A 12402-nucleotide genomic window follows, 5' to 3' on the forward strand; every position below is an offset into this window, starting at 1 on the left:
AAGCTTCGGTTCAGCGTCAGAAGGTGTACGCCACCCCGGCCTGCACCGTGCGCGGTGCTCCCGGATAGGCATAGGTGTTGAACGCGCCTTCGTCATAGCCCTTGTTGAACAGGTTCTTCACATCCAGGTTCAGCCGCACATGCTCGTTGACCTTGTAGAAGCTCAACAGGTCGACAACGCTGTAGCGCTCCATGGTGTAGGTCACCGCTTCGGTCTGGCCGTTGCGATCATCGACGTATTTCACCCCGACACCCAGGCCCAGGCCCTTGGCCAGGCCGTCCTGGAATTCATAGGTGTTGAGCAGGCTGAAGCTGTTGCGCGGGATGTTCGCCAGGCGCGTGCCGGTGGGCAGGCGGTTGTCCTTGGTCACTTCGGCATCGACATAGGCGTAGCCACCGATCACCCGCCATTCGGGGGTGATGTTGCCGGCGACGTTGATGTCCAGGCCACGGCTGCGAACCTCGCCGGCCGCGATGCTGTAGGTCGGGTCGATCGGGTCGCGGGTCAGCACGTTTTCCTTGACGATGTGGTAGATCGCCGCGTCCACCGCGAGCTGGCGTTCCAGGGCTTCCCATTTCACCCCCAGCTCCCACGACCGGCCTTTTTCCGGATCGAAACCACCGCCTTCACGGGCCGCGCCGCTGTTGGGCTTGAACGAGCGTGCGGTGTTGGCGTAGACCGCGACAGTGTCGGTCAGGTCGTAGAGCAGGCCCAGGCGCGGGGTCACGCCGTTCTCGGCCTTGGTGAAGTCGCCGGTGCTGTTGAGCCGGTTGTCGTAGTCGTGCTCGAAACGTTCGAAGCGGGCGCCGGCCAGGGCCTTGAGGCGTTCGGTCAGGGCCACCTGGTCCTGGATGAAGAACGCCCAGGTCTTGAGGTTCTCCTTGTCGTGGGTGGTGGTGCGGGTAAGGGCCGGGCGTGGCTGGCCGAGCACCGGATGGTAGATATCGATCGGGTAGGCGCTGGCGCCGGCTGCCGAACGCAGGATGATCGACTGGTAGTCGTAGTCCTCGTATTCGATGCCGGTGAGCAGGGTGTGGCTGAAGGCCCCGGTGTCGAAGTGACCGGTCAGGTTCAACTGGTAGTCGCGATCGGACCATTCCAGCTTGCGCCAGTTGAAGTTGCGCCCAAGGGTGCGGCCATCGGCCTGGAGTGCGTTGGCTTCCACGGCGTTGCCTTGCAGCGAACCGTCCAGCCATTGCACGCCACCGGCCAGGGTCCAGTCGTCGTTGAGCAGATGCTCGAAGCGCACCTGGGCCATGTCGTTGTCGTTATGCAGCAGGTTGTCGCTGCCTTTCTCCCACAGATAGGTGTCCCGCGAGGCGCTGCCCTGTTGCGTGGCATAGCGGGTCAGGCCGCGGTCCAGCGGATGGTTATTGCGCATGAAGTCGCCTTCGAAAACGATCTTCGTGGCGTCGTTGACCTGCCAGCTGAGCACCGGCGCCACTTCGTAGCGCTCGCTTTCCACGTCATCGCGGAAGCTCTCGCCACCTTCGCCGAGCACGTTGAGGCGATAGGCCAGGCTGCCGTCCTGGTTTAGCGGGCCAGTGGCATCGAGGGTGGCGCGGTGCATGCCCTGATCATCGAGCTGGCTGCCGACGGTGACCTTGGTTTCGGGCAATGGCTGCTTGGTGACCACGTTGAAGGTGCCGCCGGGATCACCACGACCATACAGGCTGGTGGCCGGGCCGCGGATCACTTCCAGGCGCTCGACGATGGCCGAGTCCGGCGCGCCAGGATAGCCGCGGTTCATTGGGAAGCCATTGCGGTAGTACTCACCGGTGGTGAAGCCGCGCACGGTGACGGTGGTCAGGCCCTGGCCCCGAAATTGTTGGCCCGGCCGACGCCTCCGGCGTAGTCGAGGGCGTCCTGCAGGCGGGTTGCGCCGGTGTCTTCCAGCACTGCGCGAGGCACCACGCTGACCGACTGCGGCGTTTCGTGCAGGGCGGTGTCGGTGCGTGTCGCACTGGCCGACCGGGTGGCCTTGTAGCCCTGCACCGGCCCATCGGCGCGCTCGTAGTCGGCGCTGTCGTTGATGTTCACGGCTTCGAGCTGGAGGCTGGGTTCGGCGGCGAGGGCCAGGGCAGGGACGGCGTGGAGCAGGCAGAGCGAGACGATGGTACGGCGCATCGGGGTGGGAATCCTGACGAAATTTGTAGGACAAGAAGAAAATGCGCGCGGATATTATCTGCGAGTGTTTCTTGTTTGCAATCACTTTATTGGTGGACGGTATGCCGTAAATCCTGATGATCCGGACAGGAAAAGCCCCACGGCAGAGGGCTTGCAGCCGGAGCACCAAACTGGTGAAGCCTCAGCGTTGATTGCACTAAAAGAAACTAAATTTCCTATGGGGAATCGTTCTATGCCCGCATGCCATGCCGCGTCCGCTCCGACAAACACCTTTGTTTTCAATCGATTGCCATGAATTCGTGGCGTTTTGCCCAACTTGGCAAGGCGCTTGCGTTGTCCCCTGGCTATCAAACAGTTGCGGTGCGCCGCAGCGATAACGAATGCCGGCCCGTTTGACGCTGCGGTCACCGGCATGCCATCGATTGGAGGCAGTGGGCAATGATCCGGTATTCACCTGTGGTCCGCGGTACCTTGGGCCTTTCCTTGATGTTGGGCGCGACGTCGGCATTGGCCGAGGACGCGCCGGCGGCCATCGACAGCGGCGACACCGCCTTCGTGGCCCTGTGTTCGCTGGTGGTGCTGTTGATGATGTTGCCCGGCCTTGCCCTGTTCTATGGCGGCATGGCGCGTAGCAAGAATGTGCTGTCGATCCTGATGCAGGTGTTCTGTACCGCGTCCCTGGCCGCAGTGCTGTTCGCGCTTTATGGCTACAGCCTGACCTTCACCGATGGCGGCTCGCTGCAATCCTTCATCGGTGGCCTGGACAAGCTGTTCCTGCACGGGGTGGGCAAGGATTCGATCACCGGCACCATCCCTGAATACCTGTACTTCCTGTTCATGCTGCTGTTCGCCGCGATCACCCCGGCGATCATCGTCGGTGCGTTCGCCGAGCGCATGAAGTTCTCTGCGGTGATGGTGTTCATGGCCTTCTGGCTCACCCTCAACTACCTGCCCATGGCCCATATGGGCTGGGGTGGTGGCTGGGTGTTCAACCTTGGCGTGCAGGATTTCGCCGGCGGCAACGTGGTGCACCTGAACGTGGGCATCGCGGCCCTGGTTGGCGCCTGGATGCTCGGGCGCCGGCGCGGTTTCGGCACCCAGGCCCTGGCCCCGCACAACATGACCATGACCTACACCGGTGGCTGCATGCTCTGGGTCGGCTGGCTCGGCTTCTGTGGTGGCTGCGCCCTGGCCGCCAGCGGCTTCGCCATGCTGGTGATGGTCAACACCATGCTTGCCAGCTGTGCCGGTGCCCTTGGCTGGCTGATCGTCGAATGGCAATACCGCGGTCGTCCCAGCCTGTTCGGCGCGATTTCCGGGGCCATTGCCGGCCTGGTGGCGATCACTCCCGCCTGCGGTTTCGTCGGCCCTATGGGCGCTATCCTGCTGGGCTTCATCGCAGGACCCGTGTGCGTCTGGTCGGTGGACAAGCTCAAGCCGATGATCGGCCTGGACGACGCCTTCGACGTGTTCGGCGTGCATGGCGTGGCAGGGATCCTCGGCGGCCTGCTGACCCCAGTGTTCGCCCTCACTGCCATCGGTGGCCAGGGCTTTGCCGAAGGGCGCGGGCTGATGGAGCAGTTGATGGTCAATGGTGGAGCGATTCTGTTCAGCATCGTCTTCTCGGCCGTCAGCAGCTGGGTCGCCTTCAAGATCGCCGCGGCGTTCTGTGGCGGGCTGCGGGTGGAGGAAGAGGCCGAGGTGGACGGCCTGGACCTCTCCGCGCACGGCGAGGTGGGATACAAGTATTCCAACTGACCCCTGAGTGAAAACAGCGCCGGCGCTTTGTGCCGGCGTTTGCTTGTGTGATGAAAGGAGAAGGGCAGTGGGCTGGTTGAATGGATGGACGTATCTGCTGGCGGCCGGGGCCTGCGAAGTGCTGTATGCCTCGATCATTCCGCGCACCGATGGTTTTACCCGCTTGTGGCCGAGCCTGTATTGCGGGGTGTTCCTGGCCCTGAGCATCTACCTGCTGAGCCTGTCGGTCAGGGAATTGCCGTTGGGGCTTGCCTATGCGGTGTGGGTGGGGATCGGCACGCTGGGGACGGTGATCTACGGGAGTGTATTTCTCGGAGAATCGCTGGGTGTGTTGAAGGGCGTGTGCCTGTTGATGATCGTCGGCGGGATTGTCGGGTTGAAGCTGGTGGGGGATGGGCAGGTTGCTTGAGGTGGTGTGTTTGAGTGCCTCATCGCTGGCAAGCCAGCTCTGATAGAACAAAACATAACTCTTTGATTTGCAGGGACCTTGTGGGAGATTCTATGGCCGGAGGCAACTTTTTCGCCGACGGCCTTTTCTGCCCTCTCCATTTTCTACAGGCGTGGGTTGTCGCACCTGTGAGGACGCTCCCAGGTGTAAGGCTGTTTCAGAGGTCTAATCGCTGTGAGCTGCGCAGCAGCTCCAGTCAGCCAACTGGTTTTGCACCTCCGGTATAGACCTGCGGTTTCCAGTCCGTTTGGCTCTTCATCAAGCCATAGGCCAGCCGTGCCATCTTCCGTGAAAGGATTACCAGCGCCTGAGTGGTCTTCTTGCCTCGCTCCAGATGGTGTGCGTAAAACTGCTTCCAGGTCTGGGTTCGACTGCCGCTCATCGCCGCGTTGTGCAGTAGCCTGCGAACCTCCGAGTCCCCGCGCTTGCTTAATCTCCCTCGGCCGACCCACTTCCCGGACTGAGCCGTTATCACGTCCATTCCCAAGTACGCGACAAACGCATCGCTGTTGGCAAATTCACCGCGAATGAACGACATCGTCAAACCAACTGCCGTGAGGAAACCGACACCAGGCAGCTGTTGAAGGCGGCGTAACTGATCCCTAAGTCCCGTTTCCTTGACGATTTCGCGCAAACGCATTTCGAACAATCGCTCAAGGCGTTTGCACGTCTTTTCGATGACCTCCAGTTCTTTCTCGAACAACTTTTCTCCCGACAAACTCATGCGCATCATGCCGCGCATTTCCACAATTTTGGCGCGGCGTCGCAGCAGCATCTGGAGCTCGCGGTGGCCAGGCGGTGCCGGCACCCACATCTTCAGTGACGCGCGTTCCCTGTTCAGAAAACGGGCGAGCAAGGTGGCGTCATTGGCGTCAGTCTTCGCTCGTACACCGAGGCTGTCACGGTAGCGGCTCAGCCTGAGACCATCGACCACATAGACGCTCAAGCCCGCACCATGAGCCTGCTCGGCAAGCTCCATGTGATAGGAGCTGGTTGCCTCGATGGCGAGGGCAGACCTTCTGGGTACTGTCTTGAGCCAGGTCTTGATCGATTTTGGAGTGTTGGGGATGGCGAAAGGCTTGGTGTCTGGGCCGCTTTGAATCACCAATTCGTCTTTGGCGACATCCACACCGGCTTCGACGGGAACGACGGGCATTGCCATTGCTAACTGCTCTCTGTAGCGTGACGGGACTTGAAGGGCGCACCCTGGCGCAGGCTTGCATCTATCGTCGCTTGCAAACGAGGCATTCCTTATCGGCGCTTGGGGTGCTGAAAGGAGGAGGGGTGATTTCTCCCACGGTCTGTACTGCTCGCGACAGTCAGAAGCGAGTTATGTCCCTCCTCCTCCCTTCAAGTCCTACCATACAAGCGGGTTTACCCGCGATTGCTATTGTGAACTCACTACCGCAATCGCGGGTGAACCCGCTCCCACAGGGTCCGCGTCGCTTTGTGGCTTTACTTCAGCTTCGGTAGATCTTCGTCCGGCATCGCATAGCTGTGCTTCTCATGCACGAACGTAGTCACTAGCGCATACAGCGTGGCGGCGATCACCACCAGGGTGATCACCGCCAGTACGGCAGGCTTGTCGGCAAAGGTGAATACGGCGCTGGCGCCTTCATAGGTACTGATGCTCATGGCGTTTCCCCTCAGACAGTGGCTTTGCTTTCAGCGATCATCACCGGCTTGGCTTTCACCGGCTCGCCATAGATCCCGCTCCATTCCGGATAAGCCTGGGCCGGTACTTCGGTGAGATCCAGGCCACGCTCTTCGGCATGCGCCGGCACCCGCAGCACGCCCGCTTTCTTCAGCGCCCAGGACACCAGGTAGCCGGGAATGAACCCGAGCGACGCCATGACCACGGCACCGCCCAGTTGCCCCATGAAGCTGATTTCGGCCATGCCGTTCATGTTCGGGTAACCGGAAAGGAACACGCCGCTGATCACCAGCCCGGCGAAGCCGCCGAAGCCGTGCACGGCGAATGCGCCGACCGCGTCGTCGAGGCGGAATTTCAGCAGCAGGTTGTTGACCAGTGGTGCCACGGCGGCAACGCCCATGCCGATCAGGTAGGCCAGGCCGGGGTGGTAGAGATCCAGGCCGGGGGCCACGGAGATGATCCCCACCAGGCCGCCGGACATCATCCAGTACGGCTCGCGGCTGGTCAGGTAGGCGCCGATCAGGCCCCCGCGAAGCCCATCAGGGTATTGAAGGCGAAGGCGGAGAGGGTGGTCGGCTGGCCGTAGATGTTGATCCACTGCGCGCCCGAACTGTAGATGATGCAGCCGCCGAGGAAGCCGAAGAAACCGACGATGATCAGCATCAGCCCGACCACGCTCATCGGCATGCTGTGGCCGACGATGGCGTTGGCGCTACCGTCAGGGTTGAAGCGGCCGATCCGTGCGCCGAGGTTGATGACCACGGCCAGGGCGAAGAAGCCGGCGATCATGTGCACCACCCCGGCCGCGCCGACGTCGTGGTAGCCCCATTTGACCGTGAGCCAGCCCTCCGGGTGCCAGCCCCAGGCCGCTCCGAACAGCCAGAGCACCGAGCCGAGGAGGATGGTCATGATGATGAAGGCGCTCATCCGCGCCCGCTCGATGATCGCCCCGGACAGGATCGAACCGGTGGTGGCGGCGAACAGCGCGAAGGCCCCCCAGAAGATGCCGGTGGCATTGTCCTTGATGTTCGGGCCCATCGCCTGGCTCCACGGCATCGCGGCGGCCAGGGCATCCATGCGCGGCACCAGGCCATCGGGGAAGGCGTTGTAGATGGCCCAGCCGAACAGGAAGAAGGTGGGGACGATGAAACCGAAGGCAAGGATGTTCTTGACGCCGGCAGCGAGGGCGTTCTTCAGGCGCGATGCGCCGATTTCATAGGAGAGAAACCCGGCATGGATCAGGATCATCAAGGCGATGCACCACCAGTAGAAGATCTCCATGTTCAGGGTGTTGGTCATTTCGATCAGACCCTTCAATTCCTCCAGGGTCGGGGCTTTCTGTTCTTCCATCACTCGATCCTCGATGCAAATGCTTTAGGAATGTTGTGGTGGGCAGAGGGAAGTGGACTGCTTGCCTTTCAAGGCTTTTGTTGTTGTGTGTTGTTCAGCGCCTCATCGCTGGCAAGCCAGCTCCCACAGGTCCTGTGGGAGCTGGCTTGCCAGCGATAGCGGTCTCAGGACTGCAACATGTTCTGGATCTGCTGCACCGACTCCTGGGTCCTGCGGGCCAGGTTGCGCACCTCGTCCGCCACCACCGCGAACCCCCGGCCGCCTTCCCCGGCGCGGGCTGCCTCGATGGCCGCATTCAACGCCAGCAGGTTGGTCTGTTCGGCGATCCCGCGGATCACCCCGGCGACCTGGGCGATATGCCCGTAGGTGGCCTGGATGCTGGCCTGCTCCCGGTCATGCAGGCTGGCGGCGGTCTTCTCGTCGCTGATCTCGCGCACCGCACCGGTCACCCAGGTCAGCCGTCCCTTGGCATCGCGCAGGCAGCGCCCGCGCTCGCGGAACCAAACCTCGCCACGGGTCTTGTGGCGCATGCGGTACTCCACCGCGTAGACACCGTCGCCACCACTGTCGACCATCGAGGCATTGAAGGCTTTCATCACGTTCTTCAGGTCGTCGGCATTGACCACGCCGAAGTAGCTGTCCCAGCCATCGGGAAACTCCTCGCGGCTGTAGCCGATCAGGGCGCGGAACTGCTCCGACCAGCGAATCACGTTGTGCGGATGGTCCGGATCACCGTTGACCACGTTCATCGCCCAGCAGCCTTCGGTAAGGGTGCGCTGGGTCAACTCCCAGACCTGGCGGTCTTCGCTCCAGCGCTCGCGCTCGGCACTCAACACCTGCAGTTGCTGTGCAACGGCATCGCGCTCCGTGGTCAGCTGCTGCACCCGCGCATCGGCCTCGGCCAGGCGCTGTTGCAGCGCATCCAGCTCATCCGCGGTGCACGGCGGTGCTACATAACCCTCGGCCTGCTGGCGAATCCGTTGCAGTTCGCTCCAGTCCCTTTGCAGATGTTCAAGCGTGCCGAGCAGCCGCGGCTGGCGCTGCAATAGCGGTGAATGGCCCGTAACAGAGCCATTGCGAGAAAGTTGTTCGAGCCACTGGCTGAGCTCGTTGGCCAGGTCGCTGGACGCTTTGCTGAACCACATCGTCAGGTTCTCCATGCAAAAGGGACAATCCCTGTCCCGATTACCTGCAATTTCCCATCCAGTTTCACGCACGCACCCGACGTTTTTCCGGATCGTAGGCGATGGTGCTGGCCGTCACGGTCGCGGTGATGCGTTTCTGCTGGCCATCGAGCTTGCCTACTTCGATCTGCATGCCTGGCGCGCAATGGGCCACGTCCAGGCGACACAGGGCGATGTTGCGCCCCAGCACGGGCGAGCGGGTGGCACTGGTGATGACCCCGACCTGGGCCCGGCCGACCCGCACGCAATCGCCGTGGGCCGCGGTTTCATTGCCCTCCAGCAGCAGCCCGACAAGGCGCCGCTGCGGCTCGGCACTGCGCCGCAACAGGGCGGTGCGGCCGATGAAGTCGGCCTGCTTGCTGTTCAGCGGTACGCAGAAGCCGATGCCGGCCTCGAACGGGTCGGTCTGGTCGCAGAAGTCGTAGCCGGAGAAGATCAGCCCGGCCTCGATGCGCAGCATGTCCAGCGCATCCAGCCCCAGCGGCACCAGCCCCAGCGGATCACCCAACTGCCAGAGCCGGGTCCAGATCGCCATGGCATCCCGTGGGTGACACCAGATCTCGTAGCCCAGCTCACCGGTATAACCGGTACGCGAAACCATCAGTGGTGGGCCGTTGTAGTCGTCGAGGCGCCCGGTGAGGAAGCGGAACCAGCCCAGGTCTTCCAGTGCCGGCTGGGTGCCCGGCGTCCAGATCATGCCCTTGAGCAGGGCACGGGCCAGGGGGCCCTGCACCGCTATATTGTGGATCTGCTCGGAAGCGCTCTTGACCCACACCTTCATGCCCAGCCGCGCCGCCTGCTCGCGCAACCAGTCGCCGGCATGCTCCTCGCCGCCGATCCAGCGGAACGCATCGGCGCCAAGGCGCAGGAGCGTGCCGTCATCGAGCATGCCGCCGTGCTCGTAGCACATGGCGCTGTACACTACCTGGCCCACCGCGAGCTTGCGCACGTCGCGGGTCAGGCAGTAGTCGAGCAGGGCCTCGGCGTCGGGGCGAGCACTTCGAATTTGCGCAGCGCCGAAAGGTCCATCACCGCCACCCGTTCGCGGCAGCCATGGTACTCGGCGAGGGTGCCGTAGCCGTCGAACTGGCGCGGGGTCCAGAAGCCGCGGTATTCGGTGAATTGCCGGGTAAGGGCGCTGGTGCCGGGGTGGAAGCCGCTTTCGCGGGTCAGTTGCGCTGGAGCGTCGGGGGCTTTGCGAGTGGCCATGGCGAGACTGAAGCGCTCCTTGGCGCAATAGACGCGGATATGGATGTCGGTGGGCTGCCAGCCGTTGGCCGGGTCGATATCGTCCGGGCACGAGCTGCTGGCGCAGACCAGGTCGGTCATGGCGCGCAGCAGTACGTAGTCGCCGGGCCGCGACCAGGGTTCATCGACGGTCAGTTGCTGGTGGGCATCCACAGCGGTGTTGAAGAAAAAGTTGATCGCCGGCCAGCCCGCCCGCGGCGTCACGCCATGGCGGGCCAGCACTCGGCTGATGTTGTCGCTGCAGTTGTCATGGCCGAAATAGCCCTGGGCCTCGTAGTAGCGCGCCGTGCAGGCCAGGGCGAAAGTGTCGTGGCGGCCAACGGTATCGCGCACCACTTCGAGCATGGGTTGCAGGTTGCGGTCGTAGAAGCGGCTGAACAGGCCCGGGCCGGGATAGGCATTGCCGTTGAGCGTGCGCGTCACGGTCGGGTCCAGGTCGATCTGGGCGCCGCTGTCCAGGCCTCGCCGGTCGAAAGCGACGAAGTCCGAACACTGCCGGCCGGCCACATCCAGCACCTGGATGTACTGCCCGGCGCCGACCTGGTAGTCGCGGGCGGTGCCGGGGGTGATGGTGAACTCGTCCAGCACCTCGCCCAGCGGTGCGGGCAACGGCGGTACAAAGGCCGCCCGCGCAGTGGCCCGGCGTACCAGCAGGCGCAGTTCGCTGGCCCGCGCCTGGCTGTCCACCGGCGTGGCGCCGCCGGGGGCGGCCACCAGTACCAGCAGGTTTTCACCGCTATGGAACACCCGGCTGTGTCCCGCCGGTGTTGCCTCGGACCAGAGTCGCGCGGCGTCCGGTAACTGTCGGCAGTCGATGCCACGGCGGGCCAGTCCCGCCGTCACATGGGCTGCCTCGCGGCTGCCGTCATGCAGCAGATGGCCGATAAACGCCGCACCGGGGCTGGGGCGCAAGCCCAGGGCGCCGAGCGCCTGGCGGTTGCCGGCGAAGGCCAGTAGTTCGGCGCGCTGGTCGCCTTCGACGTCGATCACTTCCAGGCGATCACCGGGCTCCAGCTCCACTACCGTGAGCCCACCCGGCGCCACGCGGTGGCGTTCCACCAGCGGATTGCGGGCAAACAGCGCCGGCTCCTGCGGCCGTGAAATCACGGGTGCTTGCATGGGCTGCTCCTCAAGGTGCCGTGCGCTTGCCTGGGCCCGGCTGTTCGGCCAGGTAGGCCTCCAGCGAGTCGTCCAGCGCTTCCAGCCAGGGGGTGTGATGGGGCGTAGCGAGGGTTCCGGTGATCAGCGAGCGATGGCACTTGTCGCGGTAGCCCATGATGTTTTCGTACTTGTCATGCTTCCATTGCAGGAAGGTGCGGTTGACCTCGGCGATATCGAAGCTGGGATAGTCGGTGGCCGCGATCAACTGGCGAATGTATTCACCCTGGAATTCGAACATCTGCTGGGCGTTCTCCAGCTTCAGTTCCTCTTCGCGCCAGGCCTGGTCTTCGGCATGCATGGCGGCCTGGTCGGGCAGGGCGATGCGCCCGAGGATCACGTCGCGGGCATACCAGGCCTGGGCATCGAACATGTTGAAGCTGTACCACTGGTCCTGCATGCCGAGGTAGGCCAGCCGCGGGTTCTGCTCCCAGAACACGCCCTTGTACAGGTTCAGCGGCCACAGGCGGTTGTCGGTCTTCAGGCGCAGGTCTTCCGGAAGGAAGGGGAAATGGTGCTTGTATCCCGTGCAGAGGATGATCGCGTCGATGTGCTTGCTGCTGCCGTCGACGAAGAACGCGGTGCTGCCCGTGACGTGGGTCAACAAGGGTTTTTCCTCCCAGTTCTGCGGCCACTGGTAGCCCATGGGCGCGCTGCGGTAGCAACTGGTGATGCTGCGCGCGCCGTATTTGAAGCATTGCGAACCGATGTCCTCGGCGGAGTAGCTGCCGCCGACGATCAGCACGTCCTTGCCTTTGAATTCCAGGGCGTCGCGGAAGTCGTGGGCGTGCAGGATGCGTCCGGCGAAGCTTTCGAAGCCGGGGAAGCTCGGGACGTTGGGGGTGGAGAAGTGCCCGCTGGCGACCACCACGTAGTCGAAGGTTTCGCTGGAGGTCAGGTCGTCGGCGTAGCTGTGGGCGGTGACCACGAAGGTCTGGCTGTCGGCGTCGAAGCGCACATCGCGCACGGCGGTATTGAAGCGGATCAGCTCGCGCACCCCGGCTTTCTCCACCCGGCCCTTGATGTAGTCCCAGAGCACCTCTCTTGGCGGGTATGAGCCCATGGGCCGGCCGAAGTGCTCGTCGAAGCTGTAGTCGGCGAACTCCAGGCATTCCTTTGGCCCGTTGGACCAGAGGTAGCGATACATGCTGCCGTGAACCGGCTCGCCGTGCTGGTCGAGGCCGGTGCGCCAGGTGTAGTTCCACATCCCGCCCCAGTCGGCCTGCTTCTCGAAGCACACCAGCTCGGGGATGTCCGCGCCCTTGGCCCGGGCGGACTGGAAGGCTCGCAACTGGGCCAGGCCGCAGGGGCCGGCGCCGATGATGGCAACGCGTTGGTTCATGGCATCTACTCCTAGTGATGACCCAGAGCAGACCGCGGACCCTGTGGGAGCTGGCTTGCCAGCGATGGCGGTAGTGGCCCCACCATCGCAATCGCTGCGGTTCGGCGGTCCGACAAGCCAGCTCCCACAGGGG

The 12402-nt window shown here is 63.4% G+C and carries 8 protein-coding genes and 3 pseudogenes; 3 read left to right on the forward strand and 8 right to left on the reverse strand.

Annotated elements, in window-relative coordinates:
- Window positions 1-16 precede the first annotated feature (16 nt).
- Window positions 17-2127 (reverse strand): annotated as a pseudogene (locus CSV86_RS08290) (TonB-dependent siderophore receptor).
- On the opposite strand from CSV86_RS08290, the gene CSV86_RS08295 reads away from it, so the two are divergent.
- The 3 genes from CSV86_RS08295 to CSV86_RS08305 all read left to right on the forward strand — a co-directional run bounded on the left by CSV86_RS08295 (window position 2114) and on the right by CSV86_RS08305 (window position 4294).
- Entirely contained in the window at window positions 2114-2422 is a 309-nt protein-coding gene (locus CSV86_RS08295; protein ID WP_158487734.1) for a hypothetical protein, read from the forward strand. The pseudogene CSV86_RS08290 and the gene CSV86_RS08295 sit on opposite strands and share 14 nt — an antisense overlap.
- A 143-nt stretch (window positions 2423-2565) precedes the next feature.
- Entirely contained in the window at window positions 2566-3885 is a 1320-nt protein-coding gene (locus CSV86_RS08300; RefSeq protein ID WP_009404043.1) for an ammonium transporter, read from the forward strand.
- 67 nt (window positions 3886-3952) lie between these two features.
- Window positions 3953-4294, forward strand: a complete 342-nt coding sequence (locus tag CSV86_RS08305) for a DMT family transporter (protein ID WP_009404044.1) — start codon at window positions 3953-3955, stop codon at window positions 4292-4294.
- 235 nt (window positions 4295-4529) lie between these two features.
- Here the strand turns inward: CSV86_RS08305 and CSV86_RS08310 are convergent, their stop codons facing one another.
- The 7 genes and pseudogenes from CSV86_RS08310 to CSV86_RS08335 all read right to left on the reverse strand — a co-directional run bounded on the left by CSV86_RS08310 (window position 4530) and on the right by CSV86_RS08335 (window position 12269).
- Complete coding sequence (locus CSV86_RS08310) at window positions 4530-5495, reverse strand: IS110 family RNA-guided transposase (protein ID WP_009397694.1); 966 nt, start codon at window positions 5493-5495, stop codon at window positions 4530-4532.
- A gap of 293 nt (window positions 5496-5788) precedes the next feature.
- The gene (locus CSV86_RS08315; RefSeq protein ID WP_009397873.1) at window positions 5789-5968 is read right to left on the reverse strand and encodes a hypothetical protein; all 180 of its coding nucleotides are present in this window, start codon (window positions 5966-5968) and stop codon (window positions 5789-5791) included.
- 11 nt (window positions 5969-5979) lie between these two features.
- Window positions 5980-6471 (reverse strand): hypothetical protein, encoded by a 492-nt coding sequence (locus tag CSV86_RS32680; protein WP_283811558.1) that lies wholly within the window; start codon window positions 6469-6471, stop codon window positions 5980-5982.
- 35 nt (window positions 6472-6506) lie between these two features.
- Window positions 6507-7337: an ammonium transporter gene (locus CSV86_RS32685; protein ID WP_283811559.1), complete on the reverse strand. Its 831-nt coding sequence runs from the start codon at window positions 7335-7337 to the stop codon at window positions 6507-6509.
- Window positions 7338-7510: 173 nt separating this feature from the next.
- Window positions 7511-8497, reverse strand: a pseudogene (locus tag CSV86_RS32995) (methyl-accepting chemotaxis protein); the annotation flags it as partial.
- A 49-nt stretch (window positions 8498-8546) separates the two neighbouring features.
- Window positions 8547-10888 (reverse strand): annotated as a pseudogene (locus tag CSV86_RS08330) (trimethylamine N-oxide demethylase).
- Window positions 10889-10898: 10 nt separating this feature from the next.
- On the reverse strand, window positions 10899-12269 hold the full coding sequence (locus CSV86_RS08335; RefSeq protein WP_009397866.1) for a trimethylamine monooxygenase: 1371 nt from the start codon (window positions 12267-12269) through the stop codon (window positions 10899-10901).
- Between the last annotated feature and the right edge of the window lie 133 nt (window positions 12270-12402).

This window comes from Pseudomonas bharatica CSV86 (assembly GCF_000319305.2).
Taxonomy (GTDB): Bacteria; Pseudomonadota; Gammaproteobacteria; order Pseudomonadales; family Pseudomonadaceae; genus Aquipseudomonas; species Aquipseudomonas bharatica.

Bases quoted from the DNA above. Each gene is read 5' to 3' on its own strand.
- CSV86_RS08310 (WP_009397694.1), bottom strand. From the start codon at position 5,495: ATGGCAATGCCCGTCGTTCCCGTCGAAGCCGGTGTGGATGTCGCCAAA.
- CSV86_RS08335 (WP_009397866.1), bottom strand. From the start codon at position 12,269: ATGAACCAACGCGTTGCCATCATCGGCGCCGGCCCCTGCGGCCTGGCC.
- CSV86_RS32680 (WP_283811558.1), bottom strand. From the start codon at position 6,471: ATGATGTCCGGCGGCCTGGTGGGGATCATCTCCGTGGCCCCCGGCCTG.
- CSV86_RS08295 (WP_158487734.1), top strand. From the start codon at position 2,114: ATGGTACGGCGCATCGGGGTGGGAATCCTGACGAAATTTGTAGGACAA.
- CSV86_RS32685 (WP_283811559.1), bottom strand. From the start codon at position 7,337: ATGGAAGAACAGAAAGCCCCGACCCTGGAGGAATTGAAGGGTCTGATC.
- CSV86_RS08300 (WP_009404043.1), top strand. From the start codon at position 2,566: ATGATCCGGTATTCACCTGTGGTCCGCGGTACCTTGGGCCTTTCCTTG.
- CSV86_RS08315 (WP_009397873.1), bottom strand. From the start codon at position 5,968: ATGAGCATCAGTACCTATGAAGGCGCCAGCGCCGTATTCACCTTTGCC.